This is a genomic window from Ekhidna sp. (genome assembly GCF_965212185.1).
GTDB lineage: Bacteria > Bacteroidota > Bacteroidia > Cytophagales > Cyclobacteriaceae > Ekhidna.
The window spans coordinates 2547381-2566982 of record NZ_OZ243102.1 but is presented as its reverse complement, the minus strand read 5'-3'; the positions used below and the strand labels follow the sequence as shown (position 1 = coordinate 2566982).

Below are 19602 nucleotides of genomic sequence, written 5' to 3'. Positions count from 1 at the left end.
TAATAATCATCCTATTTTAAGGATTAGTTTGAATTATAATATTTGCATAAACAAATACATAAAACATTCTTAGAGTATGATTTTGGTGATAGAAACTAATACGTGATCTGTCGATGTATTAAGTAGTTTTTCTGATTCATTTTCAGTACTTTAATATCCATAAACCACCTCAGTTATGGATTTTCACACACACTCTCACCAAAGTGTGTTGTCTTCTATTCTCACCTATGGAAGCCAGCTACTTTATATCATACTTATTTTTGTTTCCTCAAGTATTCATGGACAAGTAGTGATCAATGAAGTCATTACTGATCCTCAGCAGGATTGGAGTTCTGGGTCATTTTTAAATACAGCTCCTGGAGGTACGCCAGGGACGGATGATGAATGGATTGAACTTTACATTACTACAAGCAGCTTAGATCTTACTGGATGGCAGATAACAGTTGATGATGGTACACCGTTTTCAGGAGACCTAACCAACACTGGAGCTTTCGATGTAGTGAATTACATCGGAAGTGGCTCCATCTCAAATACAGTAGCTGGAGATTATATTATTCTTGGTAATCCTGATGGTACTGGGTTAATCAATAATGATGGACTTACAATTACATTGGAAGACGATAACATGCCGACTAGGAATGTCATTGATGAAATTGTTATCGATGGCAGCTCAGGAACCATGTTTACAGGCAATGCCACTGGGATTGATGATGAGTCAGTCTGTCGGATTCCAAATGGAGTAGATACTAATATTGATTCTGATGACTTTGTTTTAACCAGAGCTACACTTGGTACATCCAATTCCCCAAGTGGTACGGTCTTGATTAATGAAATTGTAACTGATCCCCAACAAGATTGGGAAGGTGGGGGATTTACTTCAACACCAGGTGGAGGAGGTGCAAATGATGGAACTGATGAATGGATTGAACTTTACATTGGTACCGCAGGCCTTAATTTAACCAGATGGACGATTAGCGTAGATGATGGAGCCGTTTTTAGTGGTGATCTTACGAGCAGTGGTGCATTTCAGACTGTAAACTATGTAGGATCTGGAAGTTTTGTAAATACACAGGCAGGAGACTACCTGGTTTTAGGAAACCCAACAGGTTCAGAGGCAATGAATAATGATGTCTTTATCCAACTATTTCATCCAGACGGTACACTTGTAGATGATGTTGAAATTGGAGATGATCCGGAATCTGATGGAAACGGTGATGGGGCACCAGATGGAAGTGCAAGTGGAGGTGATGCAACTGGTATTTCAGATGAATCTGTTGCTAGAATAGCGAATGGAGTTGATACTGATAATGATATCAATGACTTTCAGCAATCACAATCCACAATCGGAAGCGAGAATGGATTAGCCACTGTATATGTTGATGCCGCGGCAACTGATGATACAGGACTAGGCACCATAGGGGATCCTAAACAGTCAATTCAATCAGGAGTTGACCTGGCTCTCACGAGTGGCACTGTCACTGTGATTGCAGGATCGTATGCAGAGTCAATTACATTCACCAAAGCTCTCACGTTGAATGGGGCTAACCAGGGTATTGCTGGAAATGGAACTAGGGGCACAGAATCAATCATAGACGTCTCTGGAGTTGGAATTACTGCAACGGCGGACAATGTAACAGTTGATGGATTTCAATTAGGCACAAATGCATCTACATCTGATATTACCAATGGGATCGTAGTATCCGGGTCGGACATTAGTATTACGAACAATATCGTCTACTCAAACAGTCTGGGGATTTCAGCAGGTGGATCTGCATCTGGCGTATTGGATGTTTCGGATAATGTTGTTTCAATGCTTGCTGTTGAGGATGCCCTTAATGCGACTAATGGAAGCGTTGGAATCTATTTGAACAATGTTTCTGGAACTGCAGACGCTGATGTTACGGATAATGATGTATTAAATGCAGCAACTGGAATTGTAGCCTATGGTCTTACATCTTCAACAGAAGCTGTAATTGGAGGTGGTAATATAACAGGATGCACAACAGGTATTTTACCATCAAATGCAGATGGGCTTGGAGGCTTTAGTCCTTCCACTGTAACGATCCAAAATATCACCATGTCAGGATTCACCACTGATGCTGATGTTGGTGGCACAGAAACAGGAGTCTATGCATTTGTAACAGGTAGCGCTACCATTAGTGATGATCTCACTGTAACAATGAATAATTTAGATATTTCCGGTACAGGAAATACTGCTTCTAATTATTCAGGAATAATCATTGGAGATTTTCCTTCAGCTACGGATGGTATAAGCATCGATGCAACCATAACCAATTGTAATATTCATGATAATAGAAATCGTGGAATCTATACCAGAGGAGCAGATGCAACAACAATCATTACCCAATGCACACTGACAGGAAATGGTTTCGATCCCACAGCCTCGGGTGGCAATCCAGGGTTTAGTGTGATTGCAAGGGAAGGATCCTCAACAACTCTGTCTAATTCATTCATTACAAATCCTGCGGCTCTTTCAGGTCCGGAAGACATTCTTGGAAATTATTATACTGCAGGTCTTCATATTTCAACAAGTGGGACATTAACAGTCAGTGATTGTAGTTTGGACAACAATGGCAATGGGTTCATCGCTGAAACTTCCGGAATAGATCTCTCTGGAAATTACTTTGGGACGACAGATGAAGCTACGATTTTGGCACAGGTAGGAGCATCGAATGATTTTACACCATGGCTGTCCTCAAGCGTTGATACAGATGGTGGTACTTCAGGTTTTCAGGGAGACTTTGGTGGTTTGATTGTTGGTTTGTCAGGTACTCAGACAGGCAGTGCTGGAAGGATCGAAGAAGGAATCAATTTGCTGGATGCAGGAGGTACACTTACAGTTAATGCAGGGACATATTCAGAGAGTATTACCATCGATAAATCACTTACGATGAATGGAGCGAATCAGGGGATTGATGGAAATGGAACACGAGTAGCTGAATCCGTAATTGAACCTGGTAGTCAGGATAATGCCATTGAAATTGATGCAGATAATGTTACACTGGATGGATTACAAATTGGAGTTGCAAATGTAGATGCAGGAGTTTACGCATTGAATAATACAGATTTAACCATCCAAAACAATGTGATTAATGCAGATTCTGTTGGAATTGCTCTTGTAACGGCAACTACAGGTACTATCGATGTAACCAGTAATGAAATAAACGCTGCTGATTTTACTACTGGATTAGGTAATCTAACCACCTCACTGATTCTCTATGGAATGACTGGTGACGTGGATGTGAATGTGAGTGATAATGAACATGCAGGAAGCGCCTTAGGTATTTTTGTATTTGGATGTCTAAGTAGCAATATCCTAACTATTGCAAATGATACCGTTACTTCATCCATTCGTGGAGCTTCTATCTTTAGTTTCGATGGAGTAGCCAGTCGTTCCTCATCCACCGTTAATATCAGTGGTTTTTCAGCCACTTCCATGGCAGAGCCCGGTGGTGGCATAACAAACTTTCCCGAAGCTGGAATTTACTTTTATAGTGATGGATCAAGTACAGATAGCCATTTGCTAACAGCGACAGTCTCCAATTCTACATTTAGTGATACCGAGAATAGCGAAAGTGATGTTGCTGGCATTATATGCGGTGATTTTTCAAGCACCGATTATGTGGCCTACCTTCAGGATATTACCATTTCCGAATGCACATTTTCTAACAATGAGAATCGAGGGATTCAAATAAGAGGACAAAATACTCAGGTAGCTATTGACCGATCTACGTTTAGTAACAATGGATACGATCCGGTTGGATCTGGTGGAAATTTTGGTTTTCATATGTCTGTGAGAGCAGATGCTGAAGTCACGGTTACCCATTCATTTTTTATCAATCCAGCATCTCAGATAAGTTCTCAATTTGACGGGCTAACACTTGAGGCTGGAAGTTCTCTCTCAATTACTGAATGCAATTTTGATCAAAATGGAAACGGCTTAATTTCAGGAACTAGTGGCATAGACTTGTCAAATAATTATTTTGGCAGCACAGATGAAACGACTATCTCTGGCTTGGTAACCGGATGTGATTTTTCACCATGGATTTCAACAGCTACCGATACTAGTCCCGGTACTGCAGGATTTCAACCGGACCTTTCTGGATTGATTGTAGGACCGACTAGCCCACAAACTTCTGGAACGAGATTGCAGGAAGCTCAAGATCTCGTTGATGCAGGGGGAACAATCACCATTCTACAAAGTGATTACAATGAGACATTCACTGTAAATAAAAATGTAAGTATTTCTCCAGCAGCAAGCACTACCATTGATGATATCACTTTAAATGGTGGAAATCTTTCCATTCTAGCTGACCTGGAAGTGAACAATACATTAACACTAACCAATGGTATTCTGGATGTTGATTTGGATGATGGAAATAAATCAGATGATCCGACAATTACTTTAAACGGTGCAGTCGCAGGTACATTTAGTAATACGAGCCATGTAGAGGGGAAAATGGAAGTAGCCATTGGTGCAGCTGGCACTTATACCTTTCCATCCGGAGATGCCGGTTCATATCGTCCAGCCATACTAACACCAACCAATGCAACGACTTTTTCAGTTGCACACATTGAAGATGCTACACCTGTAGGAGGTGGATCAATTGGAGATATTGTGGATTTAGTTGGGACAGCAAGTTCTCAACTAACAGGCAACATCGAAAGTATTTTAAATACGAGATATTGGGAGATTGATGTAATCAGTGGTACTCCAGGAAGTACCAATGTCACTTTACAAATTACCGGATCGGATAACGCAACTGACCCTGCTACATTGGGGATGACTCGTTTTGATGGTACTAATTGGTCAGAGATGACCAGAGTAGGAGCGGCAGGTAGCAATCCTTTTACAATCACAGGACAAACTTCATCTTTCAGTGAGTTTTCTATCTATTCCACGAATTTTAATTCCAACCCATTACCGGTTGAGTTGATTCAGTTCGATGGCACTAAGGATGAAAATTTGGTCAACCTCACATGGTCCACACTAACAGAGATCAATGCGAATTACTTTCAGGTAGAGCGAATGGGGATTCGTGAAAATGACTTCAAACCTATTGGAAAAATTCAAGCGAATGGAAACTCAAATGAAAGAATGAACTACTCTTTTATTGATCAAGCGGCAAATGAACAAGCATATTATTATAGATTAAAAATGATGGATTTTGATGGGTCATTTGAATATTCAAATACGATTCTGGCTACTTCGGATTTTAAGGAAGACCAACTTTTATTATTCCCTACGCCCACTAAAAATTATTTACAAATCAAGGGTATTGATCCACTCTTAGTTGATAGAATTCTTATTTTTGACCTCTCAGGAAAACTAAAATTTACTAGCAATGAATACATTGATGCAATCGATGTATCAGATATATCACCTGGACATTACGCAGTTCGGCTTGTGTTAAAAAGTGGCTATTCATTTGAAGGAAAGCTGATTAAGGAATGATTTTTCTTGGTTCATTTGTTTGTAAAACAAAAAGAGATGGAATCGATCCGTAAATCATTTCATTTTCAAATCATGACATTGGACAGCTGTTCTTTAGCTATTGCGAGAGCGATCATGGAGGGTGACCATTTACAGGTATTTATTTCATCACATTCATTCCGATAGCTACATACACTACACTTAATATTTTCATAGCTATTGTAGTCAATACAATGAATGAAGTGTCTCTTGAAAACCTGCAAGAGGAGGAGCAGCATATTAAGGATTTTGTTTTAGAAGAAAACCGAAAGCTTCAAATACAACTACATGCTATTCAGAGGAAATTAGATGAAATGAGTAAGAGTTGATATCTAAGTATTGATGTGGTTCACAGCTTTTTATTTTCATTAAAAAACCCGTCTTTCTGAGACGGGTTCGTAAGGGATTGAGATTTGATGATTAGATAGTAACATTATTTTTCGAAAAGTAAATACTGTCAAAAACGAAATACCCGAAAAATATAATCCCTCCTGTAATTATAAGTGCAGATCCGAAAGGCCAGGCAGTAAAATGAAAAGCAATTCCTGCTAAGAAAAATCCTGTTCCAATGAATCCCAAGATTGTTTTTAATCTTGACTCTTTCGATTTGGTGTACGAGAATCGATCAATTATAATCATTGTACCAAATCCGAAAATACCAACAAAGGCACCAACAAATATCAGTAACGGCCCTCCTTTTAAACCAGTATATTCAAGAACGATGGCCACTAAAAAGATCAGAAGTGAAATTACCCCTGTAATTAACGTGCGTTTTTTCATGACAATTTTATTTTGAGTTAAAAATTCTGTTTCGAGTGCAATCTCTTTTAGTTGCTGTGTGTTGATTGATTCGAGCACTTCTTTCTCTGCCTCATCAAATGTGGTATCATCATCCAGTTTTTCTTCTATCATGCAACAGATGTGATCTAACAAATCGACAGATAGGGATGGGTTAGATAATTCAGCTTCTCTGATTTTATCCTCAATTCTCTTTAACTGGTCTTCCTCTAATGCGTGCATTGTACAGAAGTTTTTGGGTTCATAAATGCACTTAGCGTTTCCATAAAGTCAAAGAGTTCATTTCGCTTGACCTTTGAACTGTTCTTACCGCTTTCTGTAAGAGCGTAATACTTTCTGGTTCGGTTACCAACCATTTCAAAGGTTACGGTAACAAGTCGATCCTTTTCTAATTTGTGTAGAATTGGATATAAAGCACCTTCTGTTAGAACGATTTTATCCTTGGTTCTTTCTTTCACGACTTTACTTAATTCGTATCCATACATCTTATCGGTTTCACTCAATAATTGCATGATGATCGTTTTAAGTGTTCCTCGAATTAATTCATTAGAAAACATACCTAAGATATTTATGTATATAACAATTTTAGGTATATTATCTCAGAAAATCAAAAATTTATCTCAAAAGTTGACAGATAATAAACTAATTGGGAGTTCCTATTGATGAATGAGTCTGCAGATTTTTTCGCTTTAATTGGTACTGAGCAACTAAGTTTGAACCTGATAATCAATCGTTATAAACCCGTATTTATCCCTCTAAATCACTAATTTTGCGGTTGAATTTTTTCACTGAAACTTTAAAATATAAATACATCATGAAGGTAACCGTAGTAGGCGCTGGAGCAGTAGGTGCAAGCTGTGCCGAGTACATTGCAATTAAAGATTTTGCATCAGAAGTAGTATTGATCGATATCAAAGAAGGCTTTGCTGAAGGTAAAGCTATGGACTTGATGCAAACGGCATCTCTGAATGGTTTCGATACAAAAATTACTGGAACTACTAACGATTATACCAAGACAGCAAACAGTGATGTGGCGGTTATCACTTCCGGGATCCCTCGTAAACCTGGAATGACACGAGAAGAATTGATCTCTACAAATGCTGGCATTGTAAAGTCAGTTGCTGAAAATTTAATCAAGCATTCTCCAAACGTGATCATTATTGTGGTTTCTAACCCGATGGATACCATGACCTACCTTGCTCATAAGGCTTTGGGTCTTCCTAAACACCGAATCATCGGTATGGGAGGTGCATTGGATTCAGCAAGATTTAAGTACAGATTGTCTGAAGCATTGGATTGCCCAGCTTCTGATGTAGATGGAATGGTAATCGGTGGTCACAGCGATACTGGTATGATTCCTCTAACACGTCTGGCTACTAGAAACAGTGTGCCTGTTTCTAAGTTTTTGAGTGATGATAAACTGAACTATGTATTAGAAGAAACCAAAGTTGGCGGAGCGACACTGACCAAGCTTTTGGGAACTTCTGCCTGGTATGCACCTGGTGCTGCTGTTTCAGCAATGGTACAGGCAATTGCGTGTGACACTAAGAAAATGTTTCCATGCTCATGCCTGCTTGAAGGTGAGTACGGATTGAATGATCTTTCTATTGGAGTACCTGCAATTATTGGTAAAAATGGTATTGAAAAGATTGTTGAAATTGAGCTTGATGGCGCTGAAAAATCTAAGCTAGAAGAAAGTGCGGCAGCAGTTAGCAAGACTAACAGTGTGCTTTCTGAAATGAATATTATATAATGATTATCATGTTGAGCTTGTCGAGATGTTATGTTTCGACAAGCTCAAATGAATCATTCTCACCTCAATGCAAAACACTCACGAACTCATTGGTAAAAGCGACCTAATCAGTCGAGACTTAAGCTGGTTACAGTTTAATCATCGCGTGCTTGATCAGGCGCGCAAGGAAAAGCGCAACCTGTTTGAAAAGCTTAAGTTCCTGGCAATTACTTCAAGCAATGCGGATGAGTTTAACATGATTCGTGTAGGCAGTTTATACAACTACCTGGATTATGGTAATGATCGCATAGACTATTCTGGCTTAAGTGTCATACCCTTCAAAAGTGAATTACTTTCTGGACTGAAAGAATTTGGAAAGCAGCAAAATCAGCTTTTTCTGGATCTAAAGCCTTCGTTTAAGCAGCATAATTTTGAGATCAAGGGTTACGAAGAACTGACAGAAAAACAACAGAGGTTAGCAAGTAAATACTTTGAGAAGACCATCTTCCCAATGCTTACACCAATGGTCTTCGATCCGTATCATTCTTTTCCGATATTGGTGAATAACATCTTGATTTTCGGAGTAGTCACCAAGGCGCTGAAATCGAGAGAAAAAAAGAAAATGTCTTTCATTCAACTACCTCAAAACCTGCCAAGGTTTTTTGAGATCAATGATAAGGACAAGGTGACTTTCGTTCCGATTGAAAAGATTGTAGATCAACACCTGGATCATGTATTTAAAAACGTAGAGATTCTATCTAGTTCATTATTTCGCGTTACTAGAAATGGAGACTTCACTCTGGAAGAGTCAGAAGATATTGAAGCGAATTTTCTGGAGGAGATGAAGAAAAAGCTTAAAACGCGAAAGACTGGTCGTGTGGTACGGATGGAAGTGGAAGAGGAGGCGGATCCATGGTTAATCAAGCAGTTAAAAAAGCGATATGAAATCGGTAGTGAGAACATTAAGGTCACTCCACAGGGCTCATTGATTGACTTTACATGCCTTTGGCAAATTGTAAATCATGAGGACTTTATCTCATTCTTACCAGTTCGGCCAAAGCCTGCTCCACCAATAAGTATGTCTGATATTGAGCATCAGGACATGTTTAAGATTTTGAAAGATCGAGACATCCTTTTGCACCATCCATACAATACGATTGAGCCACTATTAGATTTGCTAGAGCAAGCAGCGGAAGATCCACATGTGTTGTCGATTAAGCTTACCATCTATCGTTTGGCTAAGAATAGTAGGGTAGTTGACGCCTTATTGCAGGCTGCTGAGAATGGAAAGCACGTCTCAGTACTGTTTGAAGTTAAGGCTAGATTCGATGAGGAAAATAACATGAAGCAAGCACTCAAGCTTCAAAAAGCAGGTTGTTTTGTGATTTATGGCGTAGGCTCACTCAAGACTCATACTAAGCTTTTGTTAATCGTTCGGAAGGAAAAAGAGAAAGTAAATCGCTTTGTTCATATGAGCAGCGGAAACTACAATGAAGCCACCGCCAAATTGTACACCGATCTAAGTTTATTGACATCCGATGAATCCTATGCCAATGATGTACAGGAATTCTTCAATGTAATTACAGGTCATAGCATGCCTGAGGAGTATGACAATCTGATCACAGCACCCACTCACATGCGTCAGGGTTTGATTGGTTTGATTGAAAAGGAAAGGGATAATGCTGAAGCTGGAAAATCAAGTGGTATAGTAATTAAATTAAATTCCCTACAAGACAAAGATGTAATTCTATCGCTCTATAAAGCCTCAAAAGCAGGTGTGCCGATAAAGTTGATTGTTAGAGGAATCTGTTGTTTGAGGCCGGGTAGGAGTGGACTTAGTGAGAATATTTCAGTGCGATCAATCGTTGGAGAATACCTGGAACACTCCAGGATTTTTTACTTTCATAATGAGGGCGATCCTAAAGTGTACTGTGGCTCAGCTGATATGATGGTTCGCTCGTTTGATCGTAGGTTGGAGTCATTATTTATCATTTCAGATCCACTTTTGAAGCAGCAGGCCGTCAATATTTTGGCTTACAACCTCAAAGACAATGTGAATACCTACGAAATGAATGAAGATGGCTCTTATGTGCACTTGGAGCCAAACGGTAATCCTCCATTCGATATTCATCATGAGTTTTATAAAGTAAAGCGTGAGGGTGTTATGAAAGCTAAATTATTTGCATAAAAAAAGCCCGCTTCTCAGCGGGCCTCACTCTTCACTAACCTACATTACTCAATTCCAATTTTGGATAATCCGTATATCCTTTTTCACCAGGAGTGTAAAAAGTGTTGAAATCAGGATCCGCTAAATCAACTCCTTGTTTCATTCGTTCTACAAGATCTGGATTAGAGATAAATGGTCTTCCGAATGCTACCAGATGACCAAGACCATCATTCAAATCCTTTTCTGCTTTGTCTCTGTTGTATCCCCCGGATAATATGATTGTACCTTCAAAACGGTCTCTGATTCCTTCTTTCAGTGTTTTAGGAACTTCCGGTGTACCCATGGATGAATGGTCCACCAAATGGATGTACAAAAGACCTATTTCCTTGAGCTTTTCTGCTAAAAAGAAGTAGGTTTCTTCCTGTCCATCGAATGGATTAACATCATTAAATGCTCCTCCAGGTGATAATCGAATTCCAACTTTATTTGAACCGATGGCATTGGCAGTACGGGCAGCAACTTCCAAAGCAAATTTAGATCTACCTTCTACAGCTCCTCCGTATTCATCAGTCCGTCTATTACTTCCAGGATTAATGAATTGCTCAATTAAATATCCATTTGCTCCATGGAGTTCTACACCATCAAAACCAGCTGTTATAGCATTTTCAGCTGCCTGCACATACTCTTCAATGGCTTGCTCAATATCTGCTGTATTCATCTCTTTAGGTACTGGTATTTTCTGATTACCCTTTTGATCAGTGTACATTTCTGTTGATGCTGGTGCAATAGGAGAAGGTGCAACTACTTCAGCACCATCCGGTAGGTTGAGAGGATGGGATACCCTTCCGGTATGCATCAATTGTATGAAAATTTTACCACCTGCATCATGTACTGCCTTGGTCACGGGTTTCCATGCTTTCGCTTGCTCTTCATTATAAATTCCAGGGATTCGGGGATATCCAGCACCATTTGGAGAAGGAGCTGTTCCTTCTGTTATAATCATTCCAGCGTCTGAACGCTGCTCGTAGTACTTTGCCATAATTGAGGTAGGCACATGATTTTGATCTGCCCTACTTCGTGTCATAGGCGCCATTACTACTTTGTTTTTTAGCGTGATGTCTTTGAGAATATATTCTTTAAATAAGGTTGAATTACTCATAATTTAAATATTAAAGTATTTACATTAAATGTATATACATATATAAATGTAAATGAGTTCGTATTGTTTGAATATTTGTTAAGAATTCTTAGATAGATCGATCATTTGTCGGATGAACTTATCATTGCCTGGTTCATTGAATTTGATGTACTTACCATCACATTCCAGTTTTAGTGAATCACTGGAATGGATTGTCAAAGAATCAAATGGCATTACCCATGAATATGCCTGTAGCTTATGTCTGAAATGAATAATGATACCTTTAGGTCTGAGCTCTATACTAGCTGTTGAGATGTAATGATCAGCATTCATATACTTTTTATAATCTTCACTGATATCATGAACGGTCATTCTGCGAGAACCAATGCCACGCAATTTCCATCGTTCTTTCCAAGAATATGGTGACCCTACCGAATGGTTAATTTTCTTGGTAGTCTCTTTATCTGAATAGGAGGTATCAAAAATCATTAAGCATTAAACGCAACAGAAGGGATTTCATTCCAAATTGCATTACGTTGTTCTTTCACTTGCTCCAACACTTTTTGACCTGATTTTGTTACCCGAAAAAGATGTTTTCTTCGCCCACCTCGTTCCGGTGTAGCACCCGCGTAGCGAGAGTCTACATATCCTTTTGACTGTAGTCTGGCCAAAGCCGCATGAACAGTACTTATGGTAATGGATCGATTGCACCTTTTTTTAATCTCTTTTTGAATGGCCACACCATAAGCTTCATCATAAAGAACAGCTACAGTAAGCATGATCAATTCTTCTAATTCTCCGAGGTTCGTTCCTTTCATAATATCGTTTGGTAAGTTGTGCGAATCATTCGTTGCTCAATGTCTGTGATGGGTTTGTATTAGCGGTTTTTATTGAGAGTCCACTTATTATCAATGTGCTTATTAGCATTGAGATTACTCCGGCTAAGATGAATGAAAGTGCACCTAATGCAATCTTGTAAACAAACTGATCTAGCCAGTTATCGATCATGTAGTATGCCAGTGGTGCAGCGAGTAGAAAGCTGACCAAGACAATAGTCATAAATTGCTTATTCATCATCGCTACGATACTTGAAATAGGTGCTCCTAAAACCTTTCTAATACTTATTTCTTTAGTCCGCTGCTGAAGTAATAATGCAGTAAGGCCATAGAGACCTAATGCACATAAGATTATACTAATTATGGCATAAATTGTAGTAATGCTCAGCACACGCTGTTCTTTTTCATAAAGGTCTTCAAACCATTGGTCAACAAAGTAATAGTTGAATGGAGTTTTTTCCGCTAATTCATCATACACTTCTGCAACAAAACTTACCGTTTCTTTAAAGTCTCCCGGTCCAATTTTTATGGATGCATAGTTCTGCGTTAAGTTAATGAATAGAATCATCGGTTCTATTTCAGAAGTAGCAAGCGAATTGATATGAAAGTTGTTTACTACTCCGATAATGGAATATGAGTTACCTGACGAAAATGTCACTTTCTTATTGAGCGGATCTTTCCAGCCCGTGTATTCAATAAATGCTTGATTGACCATCAGAGCTGAAGAATCTAGGCCATAGCCACTTTCAAAAGCTCGACCGATATTGGTTTCAATACCGTATGTTTTAAAGAAATCATAATCAATTCCAAACATGCGTGTTCCTAATTCACCATCATATCCTTCAGGTGTAACTCTGGTTGTATACGACCCACCTCCAATAGCTGAACGGCCTGTCGAAACAGAAACAATATTTGGATGACTAATGAGCTTTGATTTAAAGACATCAGATTTAGGACCAACTTCATTATAAATATCTACGACTAATATTTGCTCTCTATCAAAACCAAGTGGCTTATTGAGTAAGTAATTTGTTTGTTTGATAATAGCAATAGTGCAAATTATCAGAAAAATAGAAGTTGAATATTGAAGTATCAACAAAGCCTTTCTAAACCAACCTGCACCTTTTACCGTACCTGCTGATGATTTTAGAATACTTGCGGTTGAAGGTGATGATAGTACAAAGGCAGGATATGATCCTACTAATAAGCTTATGAAAAGAATGAAGGAAAGTAACCCAATAATTACTGTCGGTTGAAAAACTGATAATCTAGGTATGTCCTTACCTGCTAGCTGATTTACTTCCGGAATTATTATGTAAACTGTCACCAGACTGATGATCGAAGCTATTAATGTGATAAATACAGTCTCAGATACAAAGCGTCCCATCAATTGATTGCGAGTTGATCCCATGACTTTACGAATACCTACTTCTGTATGTGTTTGAGAGGCCTTTGACAAAGCGATATTCACATAATTTACACTTGCGATGATAAGAATAAGAATGGCAGAGAAAGCCAATAGTTTTATAAACTTGATACTACCAGTTTTCATGCCTCTTCCATTCATGATGTCATCACCATACAAATACATGTTTGGTATTGGCTGGAGTTTTAAAAAGTAGTTTTCTGCCCGTTCAGCAAAATGTAACTCCATCATATTTAATAATTTGTCCTCAACGATCTTGGAGTCTGCTCCATCAGATAATTTCACAAATGTGTAAATCCCTTGGGCAAGCCAATTATTCATCCAATTTTGAGCCATAGGACCAATATTTGGAACGGTAGTAGTCCATGAGATCAGAGCATCAAATTGCAGTGAAGATTGACGTGGAGAGGATTTGAAAACTCCAGTTACCGTAAACTTTAAGTCACCGCTAACTCCTTCAACCACTTTTCCTAAAGGATCTTCATTTCCGAAAAGTGATTTCGCAAGTGATTCACTTAGAACAACGGAAGATGGCGCAGTTAACGAAGATGTTTTTACTCCACTAATCATTTCCACATCAAAAAGACTCAGAAATGTTGAATCCACGACATAAAGAGAATTACTAACTACGTTTTTTTCATCAAAGGTGAATACAACTGGATCCCACCACGGAAGTACCCTGGAAAATGCTTCAATCTCCGGATATTCTTCAGTCATGATCGGACCCATCATCCCTGAAGTTTCATAGGTTAGTAAATCTTTATTTTCGGCAATGTTAATGTGACGTTTATAGAGCCTATAGATTTGATTTTTTTGAGATAGGTGCGAATCATAATTCAACTCATCTTGCACAAAAACCAGTGCATAAAGTGAACAAGTGATTGCGACTGTTAGACCAGCCAAATTGATTGCAAAAAATGACTTGTGTCTTTTAAGCGAACGAAATGATGTAAGTAAATAGTTGGACCAGATAGCTTTCATATTTGATACTCTTTTTGATCGTTTTTTAAACCTCATCCTGAAAAAGCCAATTGTCTGAAGTAAGTATATGAACTTTGCCTTCACAGGACCTTTTTGATCTACATTTTCGAAAAAAAGCTCTTCTAAATCACCAGAGATACCTTCAAATAAATAAGGTTCACAATACCGCTCAACTAATCGTTGAATCCATTTTGGCGGCCTGGTATTATTCACTTTCATTACCTGTTCAACTCCAATTTTTTGGTAAGGTTACTAAATCTTTCGTATATGTAGAAATTGATTAATGAATATCATTAACGAGCTAAATTTTAATATGTTTCGTTTATGTAGAAATTGATTGAAAAAAATAGCTCAGCTGTAAAACTGAGCTCAATGATTTTATAATTTCTAAGCGAAGAGATCTGTCACCATAGAAAGGATTAAGAGAACTACAAAAATGAAAAATAAGAATCTAGCGATACCAGCTGCACCCCTCGCCAGTTTGGTGAATCCGAAAAGTCCGGCTACCAGTGCAACGATAAGAAATATTAATGTCCATGTAAGCATGATAAAAATGATAATAGTTCAAAATGCTTATTTGAATAGAGAAGATCATGCCTGTCCTTCTTACGGACTCAGACCTAATATTCTGATCTAAACTATCTCAATCTGAAGGTTATATTCTCAAAATGAGAATGCAGCTGGACGAAGAAAAGCCTTTAAACATGATTTAAACTGTATTCGGTCAGTTGGTATGCTTTTTCTACAGTTATAATCGAATATGAACTTTAAAACATACATAAAAATGAAAGCTATAACTCAATATCTAAAACTGACAATGAAATCATTATCAATCATTGCATTGATTTTCTTATTTGCTTGCAATCCAGAAAATTCTAGTCAAAGTGATTTTGAAAAACAGAAGGAGGAAGTGATAGCTGATCTGGAAAAAATGAAAACAAATATTGACGATGCAATTGAAAATTTAGAAGATAAATTAGACATCAATGAAGGTCCGGTAGAGCGAACGCTAGAGGAGGCAAAAGCGAATCTTGAAGACAAGAAAACTGACTTAAATGATTCAATTGATAAAATTAAAAACTCCTCAAAGGACAATTGGGAAGAGGTTAAGACCGATGTTGATAATGCCATGTCAGATATTGAAAATAGCTTCAATGAAGTAAAAAATGAAATAAGAGAAACAGTTAAGGATTTAGGTGAGTAGTAGGTGTATAATGTAAAAGTGCCCTGGATTTCTCCATGGGCACTTTTTTCAACTAACCTGAGAAATTCGCCTGTTAACTTTCATTACCGCATTCATTTTCCCAATCATCCCAAGCCTCTCCTAAATCTACTTCCTGGGATATGCCATTTTCAGTAACTGTGACTATGTTGTCACATTCTCCGTCACCATAATTGATGCTGTATGTTCCGGTTTGATCTCCATATGTGTAGCTACCAGATTCTTCACCACTTACATAAATCCAAACTCCTTCATCTTCACATTTAAAGTCATAGTACAATGGGATATCTACCTGTGCACTAAAGGATTCTCCAGTACTTACTTCAACAGATTCAGATCGAGACTTAACTGTATACCCGTCCTGATCGATTTCTTCTGCGCCTTGAGCAACATAGTCAACTTCAATCAACCGTTCTCCAGTAGATACGTCAGTTGTTGAATCATGACCATATTCCATGTAACTAGTGGATAAGTCAGCACTGAACTCATAGCTCGCATTGAAGTAATAGTCTGCGGTATCAGCAGGGTCTGAATTTGCATCTTTCTCTGTATCTTCCCATGTTCCATTAAAGCTATGCGTACCATCAATGGTCCAATCATGACCACCAAAGTTTGTATATGTAGCGGTAGAGCTAAAACTATTTTCACTATACGAACCTTGCTCTACTCGCTTACCTTTTAACCACTCTCCATAAAAATCGCATCCATCTCCAAAATCTAATGTGTAGGTATAATTTCCTTGTCCATCATCTTCCCATGTTTCTACAAGACATGTCGACTGATGATCAGAAGAATCATTTGCAGTCCTATGTTTAAACATTGCCGATGGGGAGCTAACGGCTCGACCATTATTACTTCCTTGGAAGTTTCCAAAAAGGGCACCCATCGGTCCACCTATTCCATTGCTTCTAAGCCGCGTTAATGCTGAGTTAGAGTTTACCAGTAAGTTTTCACTTACAATATTTTCCTGTTGAGGTTCAACAAGAATCTCGCCTCCATCATCACATGACCATACGAGTAAAGCCAAAGCAACCCAAAGTGAGGCAATAATTGATTTTTTAGTTTTCATGCGCTTTTGTGTTTTGTGTTTCAGTAGTGGTACAGGCATGTGGAAATTCACCCTACCGAAAAAATTCACTTTTTCAAGAAAAATGCGTTTTAGAATCGAATGTTGAAGAAAAAATTAGGTGTAAAGCCTAGCAACTTCGTATCTAATGGAATGACATCAATTCGATCGGTCGCATTGTTTGCATTTGATTGTTCGTCAAAAACATATCGAACCGTCAATTTTCTGGATTTAGTATTCTGATAGTTGAACACATTGAATAATGTAACACCCGTCTCACATTGAAGCTTTCCTAAATTGAAATTGTATTTAGCTGAAAGATCAAATCGCTTATAGGCGGGTAATTTTTCTGAGTTAATGGTACTGAGATCATAGATGGACTCTGAGTCATTATCAATTCCGAATTCCGGATTTGCTGGTGTATATCTCTGCCCTGTACCTAATAGTAGAACACTGGATAATTCCCATTTACCAAGTTTAAGGATATTAGTGAAATTAAGCTCATGTCTTTGATCTTGCTGTGAAGGGTACGGATTGTTTTGGTTTCGGTACCAAAAAGAGTTTTCCGATCTTCCCAGTGAGTAGCTGAGCCAAGAAGTGAATGTTTTGTTTCTGTATTTTATGAATAAATCCAACCCCTCTGAAAAATTTTGACCAGAGAGATTTAGTTCTTCTTGCAAGAGCAATGCGATTACTTCTGGAGGTAAGACAAGAAATTGATTCTCAACAATTCCCTCGGTTCGTTTATTATAATATTCAGCATCAATGGACCATTTGTTAAAAGAATAATTGCCACCAAATATGAAATGGGTGCTTCGTTGAACCGGAATTATTTTATCGTCGGCCAAAACCCAGTAGAATTGGTCTGTATTCTGAAGAATAGATAATGAAGTCTGTGTAATAAATTGGTGGTGATAGCTTGCTGCACCTTTTATTGAAAACCGATCATTCAATCGAATGCCCATGTCAAAACGAGGTTCCAGATACCATTTATCTGTTTGGTCGTAGAAAGAGGTTCTTAAGCCAATATTTGTTGTTATATCATCTTTTTTAAATTGATAATTGCCGTAAAGGCTGAAGATGCCTGCCTCTATATTGAGTGTATCGGTATATCCCACAGTACTGGTTAGATCTACTAAGAAGCTCTGACTTGTTTCATAATTAGTTGAAATCGTATTCAATTCAATGCCTCCAGAGATCGAATTCTGATCGTCAAGGTCTATTTCATTTTCAGATTTAATGGTTACATCACCAACCGAACTCCCTATACTATGATTGAAATAAACAAAGCTGGTATTTGCGGCGATGCTATCTTCTCCAAAAGACAGATCCTGTAAGAAAGTTTGCGTGATCGAAACAGATTCATCTTCCCGATATTCTGAGGCACTTAGCGTTGTGTTATTATACCAAGTCGGACTTAATTGGCTTTTGAGATTTAAACTTATACCAGCATTGGCCCAATTGGATTCATCCAGTACTTCATATTCGGCAAACTCATCTCCGTCAATGTAGTTAGCTTCATAAAAATCTTCACTTGCATAAAAATTGACATCTAGTGCAGATCGTTGGCTAAATCGATGCTGTACTTTAGCATTGATATCATTGAATTGCAAAGAGGGTGATAAGCTGATTGCATTAAGCTCAGGGCTAATGGATTCAAGAAAGTTTTGCCTGCTTGAGGTTAAAAAGTCCTGGTAGAGATCGGAGTTAACTATATCCGTAAACGATTGACGAAAGGCAAACAGCGCAGAGGTTTTACTGCCAAGCGGAAAATTTAAGGTGGTGTTGAAAGAAAGCATGTTTAGTCCTGCATACCCATTGAAGCCATCGGTACCTCCATTTTTTCCTGTAACGTCGATTACAGATGAAACACGACCACCATATTGAGGTCCGAATCCACCTTTATAAATGCTGACATTGTTGATAGCATTGGGGTTTAACGTGCTAAATATGCCAAAGAAATGGTCTAAATTATACAGTGTAAAACCATCCATCAGTACCAGATTTTGTGATGGAACACTTCCCCTCAAAATGAGCCCGGAAGAAGTTTCATCAGTAGCCCTTACGCCTGGCAAAAGTTGCAAAGTCTTGAAAACGTCTGTTTCACCAAGCATAGGTAGTGAGCTAAATTGTTGTGGGTTAAGACTAAAAAAAGAGGGATCTGGATTGAAATTATCTGTTTCGGCCGTTAGCACTACTTCTTGTAATTCTTGAGGATTTTGGTTTAATCTAAGTGTAATATTCCCTTGATTGGGTGCTACTTTCAGCTCCATATCTTCATAGCCAATATAGCTAACGGTTAATGTTACTGTGTCTGGAGTAGGAGGTAGGCTAAATCTTCCACTTGGAGCACTTAAAGTACCTTTATCTTCGGTTTTTACATGTGCAAAAGCTAAAGGCTCACCGCTTTCACCGTCATAAACCTGCCCAATGATCGGTTTCTCTTTTGGCTCTTCCTTTATTGGGATAACCAGATAGATTCCGTCCGTTAATTTCAGTTCGAATGGCTGATTCTCAAACACTTTACTTATCAATTCATCTTGAGATCGGGCACGAATATCTTTTGTAATACGATGCTTAGACAGGACCCGGGGACTATAAGAAAACTTTAAGTCATAAGTCTTTGCTAAAGATTTAATAACACTCGTAAGTGTTTCATCCTCAATAGATAGACTGAAATTTTGCTGAGCGCCTGCAATTAGAGCTAGAAGAAAGATGGCTATGGTAATATGAGTTCGCATA

At 38.4% G+C, this 19602-nt stretch carries 14 protein-coding genes; 5 read left to right on the top strand and 9 right to left on the bottom strand.

Annotation, left to right across the window (positions count from 1 at the left end):
• The first annotated feature begins 175 nt into the window (after positions 1 to 175).
• Positions 176 to 5476, top strand: coding sequence for a right-handed parallel beta-helix repeat-containing protein (locus ACOMC3_RS10910; RefSeq protein WP_420315920.1), 5301 nt, complete (start codon positions 176 to 178; stop codon positions 5474 to 5476).
• 438 nt (positions 5477 to 5914) lie between these two features.
• On the opposite strand, the gene ACOMC3_RS10905 is transcribed toward ACOMC3_RS10910, so the two are convergent.
• Positions 5915 to 6514 (bottom strand): hypothetical protein, encoded by a 600-nt coding sequence (locus ACOMC3_RS10905; RefSeq protein WP_420315919.1) that lies wholly within the window; start codon positions 6512 to 6514, stop codon positions 5915 to 5917.
• Positions 6502 to 6849, bottom strand: coding sequence for a PadR family transcriptional regulator (locus tag ACOMC3_RS10900; protein WP_420315918.1), 348 nt, complete (start codon positions 6847 to 6849; stop codon positions 6502 to 6504). Before ACOMC3_RS10900 ends, ACOMC3_RS10905 begins: the two co-directional genes overlap by 13 nt.
• A 257-nt stretch (positions 6850 to 7106) precedes the next feature.
• On the opposite strand from ACOMC3_RS10900, the gene mdh reads away from it, so the two are divergent.
• Entirely contained in the window at positions 7107 to 8045 is a 939-nt protein-coding gene (gene mdh / locus ACOMC3_RS10895; protein WP_420315917.1) for a malate dehydrogenase, read from the top strand.
• Positions 8046 to 8112: 67 nt separating this feature from the next.
• On the top strand, positions 8113 to 10212 hold the full coding sequence (ppk1, locus tag ACOMC3_RS10890; protein ID WP_420315916.1) for a polyphosphate kinase 1: 2100 nt from the start codon (positions 8113 to 8115) through the stop codon (positions 10210 to 10212).
• A gap of 34 nt (positions 10213 to 10246) precedes the next feature.
• Here ppk1 and ACOMC3_RS10885 read toward each other — a convergent pair whose 3' ends face one another.
• From ACOMC3_RS10885 to ACOMC3_RS10865, 5 genes are all read right to left on the bottom strand, one after another.
• Entirely contained in the window at positions 10247 to 11350 is a 1104-nt protein-coding gene (locus ACOMC3_RS10885; RefSeq protein WP_420315915.1) for an alkene reductase, read from the bottom strand.
• 78 nt (positions 11351 to 11428) lie between these two features.
• On the bottom strand, positions 11429 to 11818 hold the full coding sequence (locus tag ACOMC3_RS10880; protein WP_420315914.1) for a hypothetical protein: 390 nt from the start codon (positions 11816 to 11818) through the stop codon (positions 11429 to 11431).
• On the bottom strand, positions 11818 to 12147 hold the full coding sequence (locus tag ACOMC3_RS10875) for a PadR family transcriptional regulator (RefSeq protein ID WP_420315913.1): 330 nt from the start codon (positions 12145 to 12147) through the stop codon (positions 11818 to 11820). Before ACOMC3_RS10875 ends, ACOMC3_RS10880 begins: the two co-directional genes overlap by 1 nt.
• A gap of 25 nt (positions 12148 to 12172) precedes the next feature.
• Positions 12173 to 14791, bottom strand: coding sequence for an ABC transporter permease (locus ACOMC3_RS10870; protein WP_420315912.1), 2619 nt, complete (start codon positions 14789 to 14791; stop codon positions 12173 to 12175).
• Positions 14792 to 14959: 168 nt separating this feature from the next.
• Positions 14960 to 15052, bottom strand: coding sequence for a hypothetical protein (locus tag ACOMC3_RS10865; RefSeq protein WP_420319311.1), 93 nt, complete (start codon positions 15050 to 15052; stop codon positions 14960 to 14962).
• Between ACOMC3_RS10865 and ACOMC3_RS10860 the strand changes: the two genes are divergently transcribed.
• Together ACOMC3_RS10860 and ACOMC3_RS10855 are read left to right on the top strand one after the other, a co-directional pair.
• Positions 15009 to 15209, top strand: a complete 201-nt coding sequence (locus ACOMC3_RS10860) for a hypothetical protein (protein ID WP_420319333.1) — start codon at positions 15009 to 15011, stop codon at positions 15207 to 15209. The genes ACOMC3_RS10865 and ACOMC3_RS10860 overlap by 44 nt on opposite strands.
• 147 nt (positions 15210 to 15356) lie before the next feature.
• On the top strand, positions 15357 to 15776 hold the full coding sequence (locus ACOMC3_RS10855) for a hypothetical protein (protein WP_420315911.1): 420 nt from the start codon (positions 15357 to 15359) through the stop codon (positions 15774 to 15776).
• Between the two features lie 73 nt (positions 15777 to 15849).
• On the opposite strand, the gene ACOMC3_RS10850 is transcribed toward ACOMC3_RS10855, so the two are convergent.
• On the bottom strand, positions 15850 to 16863 hold the full coding sequence (locus ACOMC3_RS10850; RefSeq protein WP_420315910.1) for a hypothetical protein: 1014 nt from the start codon (positions 16861 to 16863) through the stop codon (positions 15850 to 15852).
• A gap of 89 nt (positions 16864 to 16952) precedes the next feature.
• Positions 16953 to 19601 (bottom strand): TonB-dependent receptor, encoded by a 2649-nt coding sequence (locus tag ACOMC3_RS10845; protein ID WP_420315909.1) that lies wholly within the window; start codon positions 19599 to 19601, stop codon positions 16953 to 16955.
• Position 19602 lies beyond the last annotated feature (1 nt).

Bases quoted from the DNA above. Each gene is read 5' to 3' on its own strand.
- ACOMC3_RS10910 (WP_420315920.1), top strand. From the start codon at position 176: ATGGATTTTCACACACACTCTCACCAAAGTGTGTTGTCTTCTATTCTC.
- ACOMC3_RS10905 (WP_420315919.1), bottom strand. From the start codon at position 6,514: ATGCACGCATTAGAGGAAGACCAGTTAAAGAGAATTGAGGATAAAATC.
- ACOMC3_RS10900 (WP_420315918.1), bottom strand. From the start codon at position 6,849: ATGTTTTCTAATGAATTAATTCGAGGAACACTTAAAACGATCATCATG.
- mdh (WP_420315917.1), top strand. From the start codon at position 7,107: ATGAAGGTAACCGTAGTAGGCGCTGGAGCAGTAGGTGCAAGCTGTGCC.
- ppk1 (WP_420315916.1), top strand. From the start codon at position 8,113: ATGCAAAACACTCACGAACTCATTGGTAAAAGCGACCTAATCAGTCGA.
- ACOMC3_RS10885 (WP_420315915.1), bottom strand. From the start codon at position 11,350: ATGAGTAATTCAACCTTATTTAAAGAATATATTCTCAAAGACATCACG.
- ACOMC3_RS10880 (WP_420315914.1), bottom strand. From the start codon at position 11,818: ATGATTTTTGATACCTCCTATTCAGATAAAGAGACTACCAAGAAAATT.
- ACOMC3_RS10875 (WP_420315913.1), bottom strand. From the start codon at position 12,147: ATGAAAGGAACGAACCTCGGAGAATTAGAAGAATTGATCATGCTTACT.
- ACOMC3_RS10870 (WP_420315912.1), bottom strand. From the start codon at position 14,791: ATGAAAGTGAATAATACCAGGCCGCCAAAATGGATTCAACGATTAGTT.
- ACOMC3_RS10860 (WP_420319333.1), top strand. From the start codon at position 15,009: ATGAAAAATAAGAATCTAGCGATACCAGCTGCACCCCTCGCCAGTTTG.
- ACOMC3_RS10855 (WP_420315911.1), top strand. From the start codon at position 15,357: ATGAAAGCTATAACTCAATATCTAAAACTGACAATGAAATCATTATCA.
- ACOMC3_RS10850 (WP_420315910.1), bottom strand. From the start codon at position 16,863: ATGAAAACTAAAAAATCAATTATTGCCTCACTTTGGGTTGCTTTGGCT.
- ACOMC3_RS10845 (WP_420315909.1), bottom strand. From the start codon at position 19,601: ATGCGAACTCATATTACCATAGCCATCTTTCTTCTAGCTCTAATTGCA.